At 73.8% G+C, this 18,548-nt stretch carries 20 protein-coding genes and 1 pseudogene; all 21 read right to left on the reverse strand.

What is annotated here, in order from left to right:
• Positions 1 to 53: 53 nt before the first annotated feature.
• The 21 genes and pseudogenes from ACZ5GH_RS07465 to ACZ5GH_RS07565 all read right to left on the reverse strand — a co-directional run bounded on the left by ACZ5GH_RS07465 (position 54) and on the right by ACZ5GH_RS07565 (position 18,542).
• Entirely contained in the window at positions 54 to 1,082 is a 1,029-nt protein-coding gene (locus tag ACZ5GH_RS07465; protein ID WP_387759888.1) for a proline racemase family protein, read from the reverse strand.
• The gene (locus ACZ5GH_RS07470; RefSeq protein WP_464336803.1) at positions 1,082 to 2,446 is read right to left on the reverse strand and encodes an aldehyde dehydrogenase family protein; all 1,365 of its coding nucleotides are present in this window, start codon (positions 2,444 to 2,446) and stop codon (positions 1,082 to 1,084) included. The genes ACZ5GH_RS07465 and ACZ5GH_RS07470 overlap by 1 nt, the downstream gene beginning before the upstream one ends.
• Before the next feature lie 37 nt (positions 2,447 to 2,483).
• A complete protein-coding gene (locus ACZ5GH_RS07475) occupies positions 2,484 to 3,488 on the reverse strand; it encodes a proline racemase family protein (protein WP_387759886.1) in 1,005 nt (334 codons plus the stop codon).
• A 120-nt stretch (positions 3,489 to 3,608) separates the two neighbouring features.
• On the reverse strand, positions 3,609 to 4,472 hold the full coding sequence (locus ACZ5GH_RS07480; RefSeq protein WP_387759926.1) for a dihydrodipicolinate synthase family protein: 864 nt from the start codon (positions 4,470 to 4,472) through the stop codon (positions 3,609 to 3,611).
• A 130-nt stretch (positions 4,473 to 4,602) separates the two neighbouring features.
• A complete protein-coding gene (locus ACZ5GH_RS07485; RefSeq protein ID WP_464333758.1) occupies positions 4,603 to 6,012 on the reverse strand; it encodes an FAD/NAD(P)-dependent oxidoreductase in 1,410 nt (469 codons plus the stop codon).
• Positions 5,993 to 6,310, reverse strand: coding sequence for a (2Fe-2S)-binding protein (locus tag ACZ5GH_RS07490; RefSeq protein ID WP_355250421.1), 318 nt, complete (start codon positions 6,308 to 6,310; stop codon positions 5,993 to 5,995). The genes ACZ5GH_RS07485 and ACZ5GH_RS07490 overlap by 20 nt, the downstream gene beginning before the upstream one ends.
• A 97-nt stretch (positions 6,311 to 6,407) precedes the next feature.
• Positions 6,408 to 7,568, reverse strand: coding sequence for an NAD(P)/FAD-dependent oxidoreductase (locus ACZ5GH_RS07495; protein WP_387759882.1), 1,161 nt, complete (start codon positions 7,566 to 7,568; stop codon positions 6,408 to 6,410).
• Positions 7,569 to 7,723: 155 nt separating this feature from the next.
• On the reverse strand, positions 7,724 to 8,617 hold the full coding sequence (tatC, locus tag ACZ5GH_RS07500; protein WP_464333759.1) for a twin-arginine translocase subunit TatC: 894 nt from the start codon (positions 8,615 to 8,617) through the stop codon (positions 7,724 to 7,726).
• Positions 8,618 to 8,780: 163 nt separating this feature from the next.
• Positions 8,781 to 9,080, reverse strand: coding sequence for a Sec-independent protein translocase subunit TatA (gene tatA / locus ACZ5GH_RS07505; protein ID WP_387759879.1), 300 nt, complete (start codon positions 9,078 to 9,080; stop codon positions 8,781 to 8,783).
• A 191-nt stretch (positions 9,081 to 9,271) separates the two neighbouring features.
• Entirely contained in the window at positions 9,272 to 9,484 is a 213-nt protein-coding gene (locus ACZ5GH_RS07510; RefSeq protein ID WP_464333760.1) for a hypothetical protein, read from the reverse strand.
• Positions 9,485 to 9,505: 21 nt separating this feature from the next.
• The gene (locus ACZ5GH_RS07515) at positions 9,506 to 9,712 is read right to left on the reverse strand and encodes a hypothetical protein (protein ID WP_387759876.1); all 207 of its coding nucleotides are present in this window, start codon (positions 9,710 to 9,712) and stop codon (positions 9,506 to 9,508) included.
• Positions 9,713 to 9,739: 27 nt separating this feature from the next.
• On the reverse strand, positions 9,740 to 10,696 hold the full coding sequence (locus ACZ5GH_RS07520) for a helix-turn-helix transcriptional regulator (protein ID WP_464333761.1): 957 nt from the start codon (positions 10,694 to 10,696) through the stop codon (positions 9,740 to 9,742).
• Complete coding sequence (locus ACZ5GH_RS07525; RefSeq protein ID WP_387759873.1) at positions 10,693 to 11,667, reverse strand: helix-turn-helix transcriptional regulator; 975 nt, start codon at positions 11,665 to 11,667, stop codon at positions 10,693 to 10,695. Before ACZ5GH_RS07525 ends, ACZ5GH_RS07520 begins: the two co-directional genes overlap by 4 nt.
• A 199-nt stretch (positions 11,668 to 11,866) precedes the next feature.
• On the reverse strand, positions 11,867 to 12,250 hold the full coding sequence (locus tag ACZ5GH_RS07530; protein WP_464333762.1) for an FKBP-type peptidyl-prolyl cis-trans isomerase: 384 nt from the start codon (positions 12,248 to 12,250) through the stop codon (positions 11,867 to 11,869).
• A gap of 159 nt (positions 12,251 to 12,409) precedes the next feature.
• The gene (locus ACZ5GH_RS07535; protein WP_387759871.1) at positions 12,410 to 13,720 is read right to left on the reverse strand and encodes an FKBP-type peptidyl-prolyl cis-trans isomerase; all 1,311 of its coding nucleotides are present in this window, start codon (positions 13,718 to 13,720) and stop codon (positions 12,410 to 12,412) included.
• A gap of 214 nt (positions 13,721 to 13,934) precedes the next feature.
• Positions 13,935 to 14,924: an FKBP-type peptidyl-prolyl cis-trans isomerase gene (locus tag ACZ5GH_RS07540; RefSeq protein ID WP_387759869.1), complete on the reverse strand. Its 990-nt coding sequence runs from the start codon at positions 14,922 to 14,924 to the stop codon at positions 13,935 to 13,937.
• A 124-nt stretch (positions 14,925 to 15,048) separates the two neighbouring features.
• Positions 15,049 to 16,410, reverse strand: a complete 1,362-nt coding sequence (pafA, locus tag ACZ5GH_RS07545) for a Pup--protein ligase (protein WP_387759868.1) — start codon at positions 16,408 to 16,410, stop codon at positions 15,049 to 15,051.
• Positions 16,411 to 16,531: 121 nt separating this feature from the next.
• A complete protein-coding gene (gene prcA, locus ACZ5GH_RS07550; RefSeq protein ID WP_359819840.1) occupies positions 16,532 to 17,287 on the reverse strand; it encodes a proteasome subunit alpha in 756 nt (251 codons plus the stop codon).
• A 31-nt stretch (positions 17,288 to 17,318) separates the two neighbouring features.
• Positions 17,319 to 18,116 (reverse strand): proteasome subunit beta, encoded by a 798-nt coding sequence (gene prcB, locus ACZ5GH_RS07555; RefSeq protein ID WP_387759925.1) that lies wholly within the window; start codon positions 18,114 to 18,116, stop codon positions 17,319 to 17,321.
• A pseudogene (locus ACZ5GH_RS07560) lies at positions 18,113 to 18,190 on the reverse strand (endonuclease VII domain-containing protein); the annotation flags it as partial. The gene prcB and the pseudogene ACZ5GH_RS07560, both read right to left, overlap by 4 nt.
• A gap of 133 nt (positions 18,191 to 18,323) precedes the next feature.
• Complete coding sequence (locus ACZ5GH_RS07565; protein ID WP_355250385.1) at positions 18,324 to 18,542, reverse strand: ubiquitin-like protein Pup; 219 nt, start codon at positions 18,540 to 18,542, stop codon at positions 18,324 to 18,326.
• Positions 18,543 to 18,548 lie beyond the last annotated feature (6 nt).

Below are 18,548 nucleotides of genomic sequence, written 5' to 3' on the forward strand. Positions count from 1 at the left end.
GGCCGGCTCCCCGGCGGACGGGCTCGCGGCGGCCGGCTCCCCGACGGACGGGCTCACAGCAGGAACCCCGTTCCCAGCTCGTCGCCCGGCTCCAGGACGAAGCCGTGCTCGCCGGTGCGGAAGGCCGTCCCGCCGACCTCGGTGACCACGCCCGCGCCCTGCGGGTCGCCGCCCGCGAGGAAGCGGCCGGTGAACACCGTCCCGATGACCGACTCGTGGCGCAGCGGCTCACCCGGGGCCAGCCGGCCCTCGGCGGCGAGCACCGCGAGCCGGGCGGAGGTGCCGGAGCCGCAGGGCGAGCGGTCGATCTGGCCGTCGGCGAAGACGGTGACGTTCCGCTGGTTCAACACCCCGTCCTCGGAGGGGAGTTCGTCGTACAGCACGACCCCGTACACGCCCGACAGCCGGGCGTCCGTCGGGTGCGCGACCGCCGCCGACCCGGCCAGCGCCGCTCTGATCTCCCGGCCCACGGCAGTGAGTGCGGGCAGCTGAGCCGGTTCCACGGCGAGCCCCAGGGCGGCGGCCGGCACCGAGGCGTAGCAGGCGCCGGAGTGCGCCACGGCGACCTCCACGGTGCCGCGCGAGGTCTCCACCGGGAGCTTCAGCGCGGTCACCCGGCTGGGCACGTTGCGGAAGGTCACCCCGGTGGTCCGTCCGCCGCTCCGGTGCACCAGGGCGGTGACCCGGCCGGACGGCACGTCGATCCGCACCCGCGCCACGCCGTCCGCGGGGGCCGCCACGAGTCCGGACTCCACCGCCCAGGCGCCGAGCGCGATGGTGCCGTGACCGCAGGCGGTGGAGTAGCCGTCCTTGTGCCAGAAGAGCACGCCCAGGTGCGCCTCGTCGTCGTCCGGCGGCACCAGGAAGCCGCCGTACATCCCGGCGTGGCCGCGCGGCTCCCGGCTGAGCAGCTGCCGGACCTCGTCCAGCGCGCTGGGCCGGGGCGCGGTCGCGCTGCCGCCCGCGCCGAGCGCGATGGCCCGGCGCTCGGCGACGGTGTCGCCGGGGATCGGCGGCACGCCGTCCAGCACGATCCGGAACGGCTCGCCGGCCGTGTGGTAGTCGACGGTGCGGACGAACATCAGGCGCCACCTCCCGGCAGCACGCTGACGGTCCGGCTGACGGTGTAGAAGTCCAGGGCGGCCTGGCCCTGTTCGCGGTCGCCGTGGCTCGCGCCCTTGGCCCCGCCGAAGGGCAGGTGGAAGTCGACGCCGCTGGACGGGGCGTTGATCCGGATCATGCCCGCATCCAGCCGGTCGGCGGCGGCCAGCGCCACGTCCAGGCTGCCGGTGTGCACCGAGGTGGAGAGGCTGTGCGGGGTGTCGTTGGCGAGCGCGACCGCCTCGTCCAGGTCGGCGGCGGCGTGCAGCACCGCGATCGGGCCGAAGAACTCCTCGCGCGCCAGCGGGTGTTCGGCCGGCACGTCGGCGAGCAGAGTCGGCTCGACGTACCAGCCGGCCCGCTCGGGCACCCGGCCGCCGGTCAGCACGGTGGCCCCGGCCTCGACGGCCGAGGTGACGGCGCCGGTCAGCCGCTCGCGGGCGGCGGCGTTGATCACCGGCCCGCAGACCGCGTCGTCGACCGCGCCCAGCGCCTTGACCAGCGCCTCGCGCAGCGGCTCGTACGCGGCGCCGACCACGATCACCCGGCTGGTGGCGGTGCACTTCTGCCCGGCGTACCCGGCGACGGCCGCGGCGATGTGCCCGGCGGCCTGCGCGATGTCGGCGTCCGGCAGCACCAGCGCGGCGTTCAGCCCGCCGAGTTCGGCCTGCACCGGCACCCCGCGCTCGGTCGCGGCCCGCACCACGGCCCGGCCGACGCCGGTCGAGCCGGTGAAGGAGACCACGTCCGCGGACTCCACCAGCGCCGCGCCCTCCGCCGCCGCGCCGGGCAGCACGGTGAACACGTCCTCGGGCAGCCCGGCCAGCTCGGCCAGCCGCAGCGCGCAGGCCGTCGCCTCGGGCGCCGGCTTGAGCACCACCGCGTTGCCGACGGCCAGGGCCGGCGCGGCCTTCCAGGTCGGGATCGCCAGCGGGAAGTTCCACGGCGTGATCAGCCCGGCCACCCCGTACGGGCGGCGACGGGTGAGCAGCAACCCGGTCCCGGCGGCGGTCTCGTGCACCGCGCCGGAGGGCGCGTACGGCGCCTGGGCGTAGTAGCGCCAGATCGCCGCGGTGCGGGCGACCTCGCCGAGCGCCTCGGCCGACGGCTTGCCGACCTCGCGCACGATCAGCGCGGCCAGCTCGTGGGCGTGCGCCTCCACGGCGTCCGCGATCCGGCCGAGCGCCGCCGACCGGGCGCCCGCCCCGGCGGCGAGCCAGTCGCCCTGCGCCGCCCGGGCCCGCCCGACGGCGGCCCGCACGGCCTCGGCGCCGGGCTCCTCGACGGCGACCACGAGGTCGTCCGGGTCGGCGGGGTTGTACGAGGTGATGGTCACGGCCGGCAGCCCTTCGGAGGAGGTACGGGGAGCAGGTGGGAGGGGGTCAGAGCAGGAAGCCCGCCGGGAACGGGTCGCTCGGGTCGAGGAAGTACTGGGCGGTGCCGGTGACCCAGGCCCGCCCGGTGACGGTGGGCACCACCGCGGGCCGCCCGGCCACCTCGGTCTCCTCGACCAGCCGCCCGGTGAAGGTGGTCCCGATGAAGGAGTCGTTGCGGAAGTCCCGCCCGAGCGGCAGTTCGCCGCGCGCGTGCAGCTGGGCCATCCGCGCCGAGGTGCCGGTGCCGCAGGGCGAGCGGTCGAACCAGCCGGGGTGGATGGCCATCGCGTGCCGGGAGTGCTCGGCGGTGGAGCCGGGGGCGAGCAGCTGGACGTGGTGGCAGCTGTGGATGGACGGGTTCTCCGGGTGCACCGGCCGGTCCGGGCCCGCGTTGATCGCGTCCATCATCGCCAGGCCGGCGTCCAGGATCTCCTGCTTGCGCTCGCGCTCGAAAGGCAGCCCGAACTCGGCGAGCGGCAGGACGGCGTAGAAGTTGCCGCCGTACGCGAGGTCGTAGGTGACCGTGCCGTAGCCGGGCACCTCGATCTTGCGGTCCAGGGCCACGGAGTACGAGGGCACGTTGCGGATGGTCACCGCCTTGGCGGCGCCGTCCTCGACCCGCACCTCGGCGACCACCAGTCCGGCCGGGGTGTCCAGCCGCACGGTGGTGACCGGCTCGACCACCGGGACCATCCCGGTCTCGACCAGGACGGTGGCGACCCCGATGGTGCCGTGTCCGCACATCGGCAGCAGTCCGGAGACCTCGATGTAGAGCACGCCGAAGTCCGCGTCCGGCCGGGTCGGCGGCTGGAGGACGGCGCCGCTCATCGCCGCGTGGCCGCGCGGCTCGTACATCAGCAGGGTGCGGAAGTGGTCCAGGTGCTGCTGGAAGTGCACCCGCCGCTCGGCCATGGTGGCGCCGGGGATGACGCCGAAGCCGCCGGTGATCACCCGGGTCGGCATGCCCTCGGTGTGCGAGTCGACGGCGTGGAACACGTGACGGCTGCGCATGACTCACAACTCCCGTGCGAATTCGAATGGTTGGTGCGGGCCGGGCCGGCTGCCGCCGCAGCCGGCCCGGAGGCCCGGGATCGGACGGACGTCGGACGTCGGACGGACGTCGGACGGGGCTCAGACCAGCCCGTCGGCCAGCGCCTTCTCGGTGGCCGCGCGGACGGCCGCCTCGACCTCCGGGTCGAGCGGCCGGCGCGGGGCGCGCACCGGCCCGCCGGGGCGCCCGGCGATGTCCATGGAGAGCTTGATGGCCTGGACGAACTCGGTCTTGGAGTCCCAGCGCAGCAGCGAGTGCAGCGACTTGTAGAGCGGCAGCGCGTTCTCCAGGTCCTTGGAGACGGCGGCGTCGTAGAGCGCCACCGAGGCGGCCGGCAGGGCGTTCGGGTAGCCGGCGATCCAGCCGACCGCGCCGGCGAGCGCCAGCTCCAGCAGCACGTCGTCGGCGCCGATCAGCAGGTCGAGGCCGGGGGCCAGCTCGGCGATCTCGTACGCCCGGCGGACGTCGCCGCTGAACTCCTTGACGGCGACGATCGAGCCGTCGGCGTGCAGCTGGGCGAGCAGCGCGGGGACGAGGTCGACCTTGGTGTCGATCGGGTTGTTGTACGCCACGATCGGCAGCCCGGCCTTGGCGACCTCGGCGTAGTGGGCGCGCACCGAGGCGTGGTCGGCCCGGTAGGCGTTCGGCGGCAGCAACAGGACGGAGCCGGCGCCGGCCTCGGCGGCCTGCTCGGCCCAGCGGCGGGACTCGGCGCTGCCGTAGGCGGCCACGCCGGGCATCACCCGGGAGCCGTCGCCGGCCGCCTCGACGGCGACCTCGACGACCTTGGCGCGCTCCTCGGCGGTGAGCGTCTGGTACTCGCCGAGCGAGCCGTTGGGGACGACGCCCTCGCAGCCGGAGTCGATCAGCCAGCGGACGTGCTCGGCGTAGGCGTCGTAGTCGACGGAGTGGTCCGGGCGCAGCGGCAGCGTGGTGGCGACCATGATGCCGCGCCAGGGACGGTCGGTGTCGTGCTGGGTGATGGACACATGAGCTCCTTGATGAGGTGTGACATTTTACTAGAGGGGGCGGGCCGGAGACAAGGTCCCCGGCCCGCCGTCCGACGACGGGCCGCTACGGCGCCTCCGGGCCGGGCCCCGCCGCCAGCTGGGAGAGCGGCACCGGGCAGCCCAGCGGCCGCCGGTCCGGTCCGGGCTCACCCGGGCCGGCCAGGCAGGCCACGGCCGGACCGCACATCCGGCCCTGGCACCAGCCCATTCCGGCCCGGGTGAGCAGCTTGACGGTGCGCGGATCGCCCGCGCCCAGCTCCTCGACGGCCTCCCGGATCGCCGCGACCGGCACCTCCTCGCACCGGCAGACGTCGGTGTCCGGGCGCAGCCAGCCGGTCCAGCCGGCGCCCGGCCGGTGGGCGGCGGCCATCAGCTCCGCGAAGGCCCGCAACCGCGCCCGGCGGCGCAGCAGCGCGGCCGCGGGCGGCTCCCCGGCCACCGCGTGCGCGGCCAGCTCGCCCTCGGCGAGCGCGAGGTCCGCGCCGCCGACGCCGTTGGTCTCCCCCGCCGACCACAGGCCGGGCACGCTGGTGCGCAGCCGGGCGTCGACCTCCAGGGCCACCGCGCCGTCCGGCCCGGTGCGGGTCCGCGCGCCCAGCTCGGTGGCCAGGTCGATCTGCGGCAGCAGGCCGTGGCCGACGGCGAGCGCGTCGCAGTCGATCCGCCGTCCGGTGCCGGGCACCGGACGCCAGTCGGCGTCCAGCCGGGCCACCGTGACGCCGGTGACCCGGTCCGTCCCGTGCGCCTCGACCACCGCGCTGCGCGGGCGCAGCCGCACCCGGTGCCGCAGCAGCGCACCGCCGTGCCCGGCGCCCTCGACCAGCTTGCCGGGCACGCCCGCCAGCACGCCGGGGCGCCGCGCGTACCCGAGGTAGGCGGTGGCCTCGACCACGGCGGGCACCTCGGCCCCGGCGGTGACCAGCGAGGAGGCCGCCGCGAGCAGCAGCGGGCCGCTGCCGGCCACCACGATCCGCTTCCCGGGCAGCACCAGCCCGGCCTTGAGCATGGCCTGGGCGCCGCCCGCGGTGACCACCCCGGGCAGGGTCCAGCCGGGGAACGGCAGCTGCCGCTCGTACGCGCCGGTGGCGAGCAGCACCGACCGGGACCGGACGGTGGCCCGGTCGGTGCTCTCCGGCCCACGGGTGACGTGCACCGCGAAGCCGTCCCCGGTGCGTTCCAGCGCCCAGACCTGGTGCCCGGCCCGGAAGTCGGCCCGCCCGGCGCGCTCGTGCGCGGCGAGCCGGTCGGCCAACCCGGTGTAGGCGGACCAGCGGTGGTGCAGCCGGTCCGGCCGGGCCGCGCCGAGGCCGGGCGCCGGGTGGCGGTAGTACTGCCCGCCGGTGCTCTGCCCGCCGTCCAGCAGGGCGCAGCGCAGCCCGAGGTCGGCGGCGGTGACGGCGGCGGCCAGCCCGGCGGGGCCGGCGCCGACCACCACGAGGTCGAACGGCGGGGAGTCAGACGGCGAGGTCGGCACGGCCGTGGCCCTCCTGGGTGGTGACGGTGGTGCCGGGCTCGGCGGGGAGCAGGCAGGTGCGCTGGTTGGGGCGGCCGTCCACGGTGGCCAGGCAGTCGAAGCAGGCGCCGATCCCGCAGAACGCCCCGCGCGGCCGGCCACCGACCCGGGTGGTGCGCCAGGCGAGCACGCCGTCGGCCCACAGCGCGGCGGCGATCGACTGGCCGGGCAGCGCGGGGACGGGCCGCCCGTCGAACTCGATGTGGTGGGCGGGCCCGGGTTCGGCCTCGACCAGCCCGGCGGGGGTGCGGCGGCGCATCGGCGGCTTCTCCAATCTCGGATCACGGTGGACAGGCGGGAAGGGGTCGCGCGCGGAACGCGGACCCGGGCGGCCGGGCCGTCACCCGGCCGGGCTGCTACGTCGAGGGGAACCGGTCCGCCCGGAACGGCGCGAGGTCCAGCTCCGGCCGCTTGCCGGTGAGCTGCTCGCTGATCAGCAGCCCGGTCGCCGGAGCCAGCCCGATGCCGGCCCCCTCGTGCCCGCAGGCGTGGTACAGCCCGGGTACCCGGGCGTCCGCCCCGATGGCCGGCAGGTGGTCCGGCAGGTACGGGCGGAAGCCCCGGTAGGCGCGCATCACGGTGACGCCGGCGAGCACCGGGAACAGCTGGGCGGCCTGGGCGGCGAGCCGGCTCAGCACCTGCTGGGAGAGCGTGCGGTCGAAGCCGACCCGCTCCCGGCTGGCGCCGATCAGCACCGGCCCGCCCGGGGTGCCCTCGATCACGGCGGAGGTCTCCAGCCCGGCCGAGCCGCTGGCCACGTTCGCCACGTAGTCGGCGGCGTAGACCTTGTGCCGCACGACCCGCGGCAGCGGCTCGGTGACCAGCACGAACCCGCGCCGGGGCAGCACCGGCAGGTGGACCCCGGCCAGCGCGGCGATCTCGCCGCCCCAGGTGCCGGCCGCGTTCACCACGGCGGCGGCGGGCAGCGTCCGCCGGTCGGTCCGTACGCCGCGCACGGCGCCGTCCGGGCCCCGGTCGACGGCGGTGACGCTCTCCCCGGTGATCAGCTCGGCGCCCCTGCGGCGGGCCTCGCGCAGCAGGTGGGCGGCGGCGAGGGCGGGCTGGACCTGGGCGTCCTGCGGGTAGTGGAAGCCGCCGGCCAGGCCCTCGGCCAGGTGCGGCTCCAGCTCGCGCAGCCGCTCGCCGGGCACCTCCTCGGCCTCCACCCCGACGGCCCGCTGCCCGGCGGCGAAGGCCCGCAGCGCGTCCTGGCCGCCGGCGGTGGAGGCGACCACCACGCCGCCCTTGGGCTCGTACTCGATCGCCGGGCCGAGCAGCTCGGCGAGTTCGCGCCAGAGCCGGGTGCTGAGCAGGGCGAGGTCGAGTTCGGGGCCGGGCTCCTTGTCGGAGACCAGCAGGTTGCCCTCGCCCGCGCCGGTGGTGCCGCCGGCCACCGGGCCGCGGTCCACGACGGCGACGGCGAGGCCGGCGCGGGCGGCGTAGTAGGCGCAGGCGGCGCCGACCACACCGGCGCCGACCACGACGACGTCCAGGGGAGGTCTCTCGGTCTTCAGCACGCCAGTAATATGTCACATGCCATGCAACCTGCCAAGACCGCCCCGCCGAAACCCGGACCACCCCCGACCAGCACGAAGCCCCGGCCCACCGCTCGACGGAGCGACGGACCGGGGCTCCCTCAGGGCCCACCGGCTCGGGCCGGGGCCCTGCCGGCTCAGGTGATGTCGTCCATCTCCTCGCGGCGGGACGCCGGCACCACCGCGCCGGCCGCCGGGGCCGCCGAGGCCTGGACGGACTCCGCACCGGCCACCGGCTGCACCGAGAGGTCCAGGTGCGAGGCCTCCTCGTCGTCCAGCCCGGCGTCCGGGTTGCGGCGGGCCTTGCGCCTGTCGAAGAAGAGCGCGATCCCCACCGCGATGAAGTACAGCGCCCAGATCGGCGCGGCCAGGGCCAGCATGCTCAGCGGGTCGGCGCTCGGCGTCGCGAAGGCCGCGAAGATCGTGATGCCCATGACCATGCCGCGCCACCAGCCCAGCAGCCGCTTGCCGGTGACCACGCCGATGAGGTTCAGCATCACCAGCAGCAGCGGGAACTCGAAGGCCAGGCCGAAGACCAGCACCATCCTGGTCGCGATGTCGAAGTAGTCCTCGGGCGGCAGGATCGGCGTGGTGTTGTTCGGGGTGAACGAGATCAGCACGTCGATCGTGGTCGGCAGCACCAGGATGGCCACGGCCACACCGGCCAGGAACAGCGGCGTCCCGCAGAGCAGGAAGACGACCGTGTACTTCTTCTCGTGCCTGTGCAGACCGGGCGCCACGAAGGCCCAGACCTGGTAGAGCCAGATCGGCACCGTCCCGACCACGCCCGCCGTCAGGGCGACCTTGAGCATCCAGGTGAAACCGGCGGTCAGACCGATGTTGGAGACCTGGGCGCACTTGCCCTTGTAGTGCTCGGCCAGCTCCATGGTGTCGCACCTCGGCAGCGGCTTCAGGAGGAAGTCCTCCAGCTGCTTGTGGTAGACCGCCGCCACGATGGTGATCAACACGATCGCCAGGACCGACTTGACCACGCGGTTGCGCAGTTCCCGCAGGTGGTCGGCGAGGGCCATCCGCCCCTCAGGATCCTTTGACGCCTTCGGCGCCTTGGAGAGCTTGCTCAACCCCGGTCCTCAACTCGTGCGTCGGGGCCCGCCGGTCGGCGGGCCTCCGTGGTCGCGCGCGTCGCGCAGGTGGTGCGCGCGGCGCGCGTCGGGTGCCTCACGTGCGCCGCGTTCAGTGCGGGCGGTCGCCGTCGGGCGCGGAGGCCCCGGCGGCGGGCCCGCTCACCGGACGGGCCGTGGCCGACGCGCCCGGGGCGGCCTGGACGGTCCTGCCGTCGGCGCCGTCCACCGGGGCCGGCGCGGGCCGGGCCGGCTGCTCCGACCCGTCGTCCGAACGCATCGCCCGGGCCTCGCTCTTCAGGATCCGCATCGACTTGCCCAGCGAGCGCGCCAGGTCCGGCAGCCGCTTGGCTCCGAACAGCACGATGGCGAGAACCACGATCACCACGATCGCGGTCATCGAGATGCGCATGCGCGACCACCTTCAGTCATGGCGGCCCGACGGGCCGTCCGCTGCGGATGGTAACCGCTGCGGATGACGCCACGACGACGGCCGCCCGAACAGGACAGCGGCCCCCGGTTCGCGGTTCAGGAGCCATCTGAGAGCGTAACCCGCCCCTGCCCGCTCGCAGCAGTCCCCGTACCGCCACGGGCCCGGCCGTGCTACACGACCGGGACGGTCCGCTCCGCCGCCGGGGCGTCCGCACCCGGCACCGCGTCCGCCAGGTCCCCGGCCGCGGCGGCCAGCGCCCGCGAGGCCCGGTCCACGCCCTGGGCCAGCGCCCGCACGTCCAGCCAGAGCCGGATCGCGAGGACCCCGAGGACCAGCAGGCCCGCGGTGGCGAGCAGGACGGCGGCGACGAGCATCCAGGACATGCGCCCCACCCTATACGCGCACTACCCCTCGGCCGGGACGAGCCGCATGGTGCGGACCCCCGCCTCGGTGAGCGCCTCGACGATCTTCTCCCCGGCCGGCTTGCGCACCGCCGCCCCGCAGCGCGGGCAGGCGAAGCTGTAGTGCGCCTGGGCCGGGGTGCGGCCGAGGGTCAGGCGGAAGTCCTCGGCCGGGAGCTCCACCTTCTCCCGGCAGTCGGAGCAGTACACCTTGAATCTGGTCCCGGCTTCCACCGCTCAGGCCCGCCCCTCCCCGTAGGCGGCCAGCGCCTCCCGCGCGGCCGAACGCGCCTGCTCGGCCAGCTCGGGCGGCGAGACGATCCGGCCGTCCCGGCCCAGCCGCAGCGCCAGCGGGCGCAGCTGGGACGGGTCGGCGCTGCGCAGGGTGATCCGCAGCCCGCCGTCGGGCAGTTCCTCGGCCCAGTCGTGGGTGTAGTACTCGGCCACCCAGCGCCCGCCGGAGGAGACCTCGACGACCACCTCGGGGTCGTCCGCCGCCGGGTTGACCAGCCCGCCGCTCAGGTCGCGCGGCTCGCGCCGGGGCGGGTCGGCCGGGACGTCCAGGACGCGGATCTCGGCGACCCGGTCGAGCCGGAACATCCGGTGGTCCTCGGAGGTGCGGCACCAGGCCTCGAGGTAGGTGTGGCCCTCGGTGAGCAGCCGGATCGGGTCGACCTCGCGCTCGGTCATCCCGCCGCGCCCGTGCGAGTAGTAGCGCAGCCAGAGCCGACGGCCCTCGCTGAGCGCGCGGTCGATGTCGGCGAAGACGTGGCTCTCCGCCTCGAAGGTCACGCCGACCCGGGCGCTGCCCTCGGCGCTCTCCCCCGCCGCGTTCTCGATCTTGGCGACGGCCCGGGTGAGCGCCTCCCGGTCCCCGGCCCGCAGGCCCGGCAGGCCGGCCACCGCCCGGGCGGCCACCAGCAGCGCGGTCGCCTCGTCGGCGGCCAGCCGCAGCGGCTGGGCCACGTCGTCGACGTTGTGCCACCAGATCCGCTCGCCGTCGGTGTCGATGTCGAGCAGGTCGCCGCCGCGGAAGCTGGTGCCGCACATCGGCAGCACGTTGAGGTCGGCGATCAGCTCGCGCTCGCTGATCCCGAACGCCCGGGCCACCTCGGCGACCTCGGCCCCGGGCCGCTCGCGCAGGTAGGTGACCAGCGACAGCATCCGTCGCGTCTGGTCGATCGCATTGCTCATGCCCGCACATCCTCGATACCAGCGACCGCCCGCAGCCGGTCGACCACGTCCGCCCGCAGCTCCTCCGGCCCGAGCACCAGCACGTCCGGCCCGAACTCGGCCAGGTCCGCGCCCAGCCCGTTGCCGTACGGGATCTCCAGTTCGTCCCAGCCCTCGTCCACCCGGGTGCTGGCCAGCGCCTTGGTGCGCAGCGGGAACCCGGCGCCCCGGCGGACCCGGACGGTCGCGGTGGCGGTGGCCCCCTCCCCCGCGAACTTCGCCACGGTGGCCCGGACGTCCACGTGCTCGGGCACGGTGCCGAGGAAGGCCCCGGACCTCGCCTTCACCCTGCCGGTGATCCGGCTGAGCCGGAACACCCGGGCGTCGCCCCGGTCGCGGTCGTACCCGGCCAGGTACCAGTGCCCGCGCCAGCACTCCAGCGCCCACGGCTCGACGCTGCGCTGCTCGACGGCGGCGGCACCGGCCTTGCGGTAGTCGAAGGTGACCGGACGGCGGTCCCGGGCGGCGGTGAGCAGCGGCTCGAACGCGGCCTCCCGGGCGGGGATGCGCGGCTCCAGGGCGGTACGGCCCTCGGCCTCGGCGAACGGCACCCCGGCCGCCCGCAGCTTCTGCAGGGCTCCGCTGGCGGCGCCGGACATCTTGGCCTGCTGCCAGACCCGGGCGGCCAGGGTCAGCGCGGCCGCCTCCTCGGCGTCCAGGGCGATCTCGGGCAGCCGGTTGCGGTCGGCGCGGGCCAGGTAGCCGAGCTCGCCGTCCAGGGTGCTCTCGTCGACGTCGATCACCAGGCCGAGTTCGCGCAGGTCGTCCTTGTCCCGCTCGAACATCCGGTTGAAGGCGTCCTCGCTGCTGTTCTGCCAGGCCTCGCGGTACGCCTCGATGGATTCCCGCAGCTCCTTCTTGGAGAGCGGACGTCTGGTGTTCATCAGGCACAGGGCGAGATTCATCAGCCGCTCTGCCTTGGCGATCGCCATCGCTGACCCTTCCGGTGTGCCGCGCCGCGCGCGGGGTGCGCCAACCGGGCGCTCACCACCCGGCGGGACCGACCGTACCGGTAGCGGTACGCACTGCAAAAGCCGCGTCCCGCACCCCGGGCCCGCACCGTGCCGTTCGGGCCCGGACACGCCCGTGGGCCGGGCCCCCGGAGGGGTCCGGCCCACGGTGCGGGCAGGCTCAGACGGCCAGCAGGTCGACCACGAAGATCAGGGTCGAGCCCTTCGGGATCAGCGGCGACGGCGACTGGTCGCCGTACGCCAGCTTCGCCGGGATGGTCAGCTCGCGCCGGCCGCCGACCTTCATGCCGACGACGCCCTGGTCCCAGCCCTTGATGACGCGGCCGGCGCCCAGCGGGAAGCGGAACTCGTTGGGGCTCCGGTTCCAGCTGGCGTCGAACTCCTCGCCGGTCTCGAAGGTCACGCCGACGTAGCGGACGCTGACGTTCTGGCCCTTCTTGGCCTCCGCGCCGTCGCCGACGACGATGTCGCGGATCTGCAGCTCCGTCGGGGCGTCGCCGATCGGGAAGTCGATCTCGGGCTTCTCGTTGAGGTTGACGCTCACAGTCCCTCTTCTCACGTTCACTGGCATTCACGACCAAGCGGCGGGCGCCCGCACCCGGTCCCTCTCAGGACCACCGTACGGGCGCCCGCCGCCCGTCCGGGCCCGGCCACGCGGCCGGACCCGAAGGTCACACGTGCACCATTGTCACCCGAAAGCGGGTCAGCCCTGACCGGCGTCCAGGATGTCCACCACGAAGACCAGCGTCGCGCCGGGCGGGATGTCGCCCTGGCCCTTGTCGCCGTAGCCCAGCGCGGCGGGGATCACCAGCTCGACCCGGCTGCCGACGGTCTGGCCCTCCAGGCCCTGGTCCCAGCCCTGGATGACCTGGCCGCCGCCGACCGGGAAGGTGAACGCCTGGCCCTTGCTGAGCGAGGAGTCGAACACCTTGCCGCTGGAGAACAGCGCGCCGGTGTACTGGACGACGACCTTCTCGCCCTTCTCCACCTTCGGCCCGGTGCCCTTGATCAGGACGTGCGACTTCAGCTCGGTCGGGTCCTTCGCCCCGGCCACCGGGGTGATCTCGGCCGGCTTCTTGCCGTTGTCCTTGACCTGCGGGAAGTCCGCCGGCGGCGGGGTGACGGTCCCGCTCACCACGGCGTCCGGCGCGTTGGCGTTGCGGATGTCGATCACGAAGATCAGGTCGTCCTTGGCGCCGATCGACATGTCGGCCTTGCCCTGGGAGCCGAACGCGGCGGCCGGCGGGGCCACCACCAGCAGCCGGCTGCCGGCCTTCTTGCCGATCACGGCCTGGTCCAGGGCCGGGATCAGCGCGTCGGTGCCGGCCTGGAAGATCTGCGGCTTCCCGTTGGCGTCGTACGAGCTCGGGATGTCCTTGCCGGTGGTCCAGTCCTTGGCGGTGTAGTCCACCGAGGTCCAGGAGTTCTTCTCGACCTTGGCGCCGGTGCCCTCGGTGAGCACCTTGACGACGAAGGAGCCGTCGGAGGCCTCGCCCGGCACCTGGATCTCGGCCTTCTTGCCGAAGTCTCCGGCGACCGTGGGCAGCACCTTGGCGCTGTCCTTGATCGGCGGCACCGGGTCGGCGGTCGGCGTGGGCGGCGCGGTCTTGGCGGCGTCCGGCTTGGCCGCGGCGGTGTCCTTGGAGTCGTCCTTGTTCACCATGTAGAGCGTGATGCCGCTGCCGACCAGCAGCACCGCCAGCACCGTGCCGAGGATCACACCCAGCTTGCCGACGCCGGGCGGGTTCTCGTCGTACCCGGCCTCCGAGGTGTCGGACTTGCGCACGTTGGAGGCGAAGATCTGCGGGGCGTCGTCCGTCTTGGTCCCGCCCTGGACGCGCGGCGCCTCGCCGGGCTGCGCCCAGCCGGCCTGCTGCGCCAGGATCGCCGGGGGAACGACGATCGACTCGCGGTCCCCGACCGGGCCGCCGGGGCGAGAGGCGGCCGGGTCACCCGCAGAGCTGTCGTTCGCCGCGGTGCCGGCCCCGCCCGGGCTCGGCGTCTTCTCAGTCATGACTCCCCATCCATCTCGCCACGAGGTCTTCCAGGTCTGCGCCCGGCGTGGGCACGCCGGCCTGCGGTCGCACCGCCCGCCCCGGACCTCGGCACCGGGCGGCGCCTGCCACAGTGCGTGGGCAGTATGACAGCTCAGGATGAGGGCGGACGCTTCGCTGTACGAGCGTCCGCCCAAGCGTACGGAATCCCCGGGGTGACTTCGAGAGCCGGACCTAGACCGCTTCGAGAATGTCGATCACGAAGACCAGGGTCGAGTTCGCCGGCACCGAGCCCTGCGCCTTGTCCTGGTAGCCGAGCGCCGGCGGCACCACCAGCAGCACCCGGCTGCCGACGTTCTGCCCGACCAGGCCCTTGTCCCAGCCCTCGATCACGCTGCCGGTGCCGATCTGCACCGCCTGCGCTCCGCCGTGCGTCCAGGAGGCGTCGAACTGCTGGCCGTTGGCCCACAGCACCCCGGTGTACTGCACCACCAGGGTCTGCCCGCTCTTGACCTGCTTGCCCTCGCCCTTGATCAGCACCGCCTGCTGGAGGTCGGTGGGCGCGGCCTGCCCGGCCGGGACGGTGATCGTCGCCGGCGCCTTGCCGTTGTCCTTGACCTGCGGCAGCGTCGCGGCCGGCTCGGTCATCGCCCCGCTCAGCGTGGAGTCCGGCGGCAGGCTCTCCATGACGTCCAGCACGAACACCACGGTGTCGCCGTTGTTGACGCCCAGTTGGGTGGAGCCCTGCTCGCCGAAGGCGGCCGAGGGCGGGGCCACCACCAGCAGCCGGCTGCCCACCTTCTTCCCGATCACGCTCTGGTCCAGCGCCGGCACCAGCTGCCCGCTGCCGGCCTGGTAGAGCTGCGGCTTGCCGTTGGCGTCGTACGAGCTGGGCAGGTCCTTGCCCGTGGTCCAGTCCTTGGCGGTGTAGTTGACCGTCACCCAGTCGCCCTTGTCGACGGTCGTGCGCTCGCCCTCGGTGACCGTGTTCACCACGAACTGGCCGCTGGGCTGCTGGCCCTCGGGGATGGTGATGGTGGCCTTGCTGCCGAATCCGCCGCCCGAGAGCGTGGGCATCGGCGACGCCTCGCCGACCGGCGCGGGCACCGTCGGGGCGGCACTCGCCGGGGAGGGCGACGACGGGCCGGCCGCCTTGGGTGAGCTGCTGCAGGCGACCGCGAGCAGCAACGGCAGGGTGAGAAGCAAACCGGCGGTGCGGCGCACGGTGGTCCTAACTGTCGGTCGAAGTCGGCTCTCCGGACTCGACGGACAGCGTATGCCCGGCACGCGGCCGGCCCCGGTAGACACCACCGGGGCCGGCCGCCGCCTTGACCACGCCTCTTCGCGGCTACATCCCCGCGATCAGCTTCTCCACCCGCTCGTCCACCGAACGGAACGGGTCCTTGCACAGCACCGTGCGCTGCGCCTGGTCGTTCAGCTTCAGGTGCACCCAGTCCACCGTGAAGTCCCGGCGCTGCTCCTGCGCCCGGCGGATGAAGTCCCCGCGCAGCCGGGCCCGGGTGGTCTGCGGCGGGATCGACTTGGCCTCGAAGGTCTTGAGGTCGGTGGTCACCCGCTGCGCCTGGCCCTTGCCCTGGAGCAGGTAGAACAGGCCGCGGCGGCGGTGGATGTCGTGGTACGCGAGGTCGATCTGGGCCACCCGCGGGTTGGACATGCTCATCTGGTGCTTCTCGCGGTAGCGCTCGATGAGCTTGTACTTCATGATCCAGTCGATCTCCTGGGCCACCCCGTCCAGCCGCTCGGTGCGGACGGCCTCCAGGGTGCGGCCCCACAGGTCGAGCACCCGGGCGACGGTGCCGGTGTTGATGCCCTTGCGGTCGGCGAACTCCAGGGCCTTGGTGTAGTACTCCTCCTGGATGTCCAGCGCGCTGGCCTCCCGGCCGTTGGCGAGCCGCACCTGGTGGGTGCCGGTGAGGTCGTGGCTCACCTCGCGGATCGCCCGGATCGGGTTCTCCAGGGTGAGGTCGCGCATCACCACGCCGGCCTCGATCAGCCGCAGCACCAGGTCGGTGGTGCCGACCTTGAGCAGCGTCGTGGTCTCGGACATGTTGGAGTCGCCGACGATCACGTGCAGCCGGCGGTAGCGCTCGGCGTCCGCGTGCGGCTCGTCCCGGGTGTTGATGATCGGACGCGAGCGGGTGGTCGCCGAGCTGACGCCCTCCCAGATGTGCTCGGCCCGCTGGCTGACGCAGAACACCGCGCCGCGCGGGGTCTGCAACACCTTGCCCGCGCCGCAGATCAGCTGGCGGGTGACCAGGAACGGGATCAGCACGTCGGCCAGCCGGGAGAACTCGCCGTGCCGGGCCACGCAGTAGTTCTCGTGGCAGCCGTAGGAGTTGCCGGCCGAGTCGGTGTTGTTCTTGAAGAGGTAGACGTCCCCCGCGATGCCCTCCTCGTGCAGCCGCCGCTCGGCGTCCACGAGGAGCCCTTCGAGGATGCGCTCGCCGGCCTTGTCGTGCGTCACCAGCTCGACGACGTCGTCGCACTCGGGGGTGGCGTACTCGGGGTGGGAGCCGACGTCGAGGTAGAGGCGGGCGCCGTTGCGCAGGAAGACGTTGCTGCTGCGGCCCCAGGAGACGACCCGGCGGAACAGGTACCGCGCCACCTCGTCCGGGGACAGCCGTCGCTGCCCGCGGAACGTGCAGGTCACGCCGTACTCGTTCTCCAGCCCGAAAATCCGGCGGTCCATGAGCACTCCATTCTCTGTCGGAGCTGTCCGAAACCGCCTCCACGACGACTGGGCCGCCGCAGGGGCACCGGAGTCCCGGACGGCGGCGGCAGGGCCGCCGCACGGGACTCCGCAGGCACTGCTACACCGGCGTGCCGTCCGCCGGGTCGTCCTCGTCGTCCGCCTCGGCGGACTGGTCCCCGTCGAGCAGCCGGCCCAGCTGGTTGCCCAGGATCCGCTTGAACTTGCGCTGTTGGAACCGCTGGCGGTCGAGGACCGCCACCTCCAGCTGTTCCGGCGTGAGGCTGCGCGGGCTGCCCCCGTTGGGGTCGCGGGCGAGCGAGTCCACCGCGACCTTCACCGCCTCGGTGAGGCTCAGGCCGGCCCGGTGGCGCTGGCCCAGGTAGTTGCCGATCGAGTCGGCGTTGCCGCCGACCACCACGTAGTTCTTCTCGTCCACGACCGAGCCGTCCGGCGTGAGCCGGTAGATCTGGTCGTTGTCGGGGGTGCGGCCGACCTCGGCCACGATCAGCTCGACCTCGTACGGCTTCTCGCCGACCGAGGAGAAGATCGTGCCCAGGGTCTGGGCGTACACGTTGGCCAGGCCCCGGGCCGTGACGTCGGCCCGGTCGTAGGAGTAGCCGCGCAGGTCGGCGTAGCGGACGCCGCCGATGCGCAGGTTCTCGAACTCGTTGTAGCGGCCGACCGCCGCGAAGGCGATCTTGTCGTAGATCTCGGAGACCTTGTGGAGCGCCCTGGAGGTGTTCTCCGCGACGAAGACGATGCCGTCGGCGTAGGTGAGCACGACCACGCTGCGGCCGCGCGCGATGCCCTTGCGGGCGTACTCCGCGCGGTCCGCCATGGCCTGCTGGGGTGAGACGTAGAACGGTGTCGACACCGGCGGTCGTCCCCTTCCTGTGAGGTGGTGGCTAGATCAGCGGGGCCTGCGGACCGTTGGGCCGGGCCAGGCGCTCGTCGGTGATGGCCACGACGACCTCCGTGACCTCCTCCTCGGTGAGCCGGCGGAAGCCGTCCTCGGTGATCAGCGAGACGATCGGGAAGATCCTGCGGGCGAGGTCCGGGCCGCCGGTGGCGGAGTCGTCGTCCGCCGCGTCGTAGAGCGCCTGGACGACCATGGTGACGGCCTGGTCGGCCGTCAGGTCGTCGCGGTAGAGCTTCTTCATCGAGCCGCGGGCGAAGACGGAGCCCGAGCCGGTGGCGGTGAAGCCGCGCTCCTCGGACCGTCCGCCGGTGACGTCGTAGTTGAAGATCCGGCCGCGGCCGAGGTCCAGGTCGTAGCCGGCGAACAGCGGCACCACGGCGAGGCCCTGCATCGCCATGCCCAGGTTGCCCCGGATCATGGTGGTGAGCCGGTTCGCCTTGCCCTCCAGGGAGAGCGTGGCGCCCTCGATCTTCTCGTAGTGCTCCAGCTCCAGCTGGAACAGCCGGACCATCTCGATCGCGAGGCCCGCGGTGCCGGCGACGCCGACCGCGCTGAACTCGTCGGCCGGGAAGACCTTCTCCATGTCGCGTTGGGCGATCACGTTGCCCATCGTGGCCCGGCGGTCACCCGCGATCACCACGCCGCCGTCGAACACCGCGGCCACGATGGTGGTCCCGTGCGGGGCCTCGACCACGGCCCCCTCCGGGAGCCCGCGGTGGCCGGGGACCAGCTCCGGCCGGTGCTCGGCGAGGAAGTCGATGAACGAGGACGACCCCGGGGTCAGGAAGGCAGCCGGTAGACGCCCGGTGCCACGAGTGTTGGCTTCCACACGATTCCTTCCAGGTAGCTTGAAGCGCGCGCTGCCCGCACCCTACCCGCCCGACGATCACTGTCCACGGGTGGTGGGGCCGGTGCCGGGCGGCCGGGCGGTGCTCGCCGCCCGGCCGCCCCGGACGGTCGCGACCGTGAATTCGAAATGCCCGGTGCCGGGCTATTGCCCGCCCTTCTGGACGAATCCGCGCACGAAATCCTCGGCATTCGACTCGAGGACCTCGTCGATTTCGTCCAGCACCGCGTCCACGTCGTCGCTCAGCTTTTCCTGGCGCTCCTTGAGGTCCTCGGAATTCTGGCTTTCCGCGGCCTGCTCCTCGACCTCCTCGGAGGAACGGTTCGCCCGCTGCTGGCCGCCGCCGGTGTCCTTGCCCGCCATTTCCCT

The sequence above is a fragment of the Kitasatospora sp. Xyl93 genome (assembly GCF_055383135.1).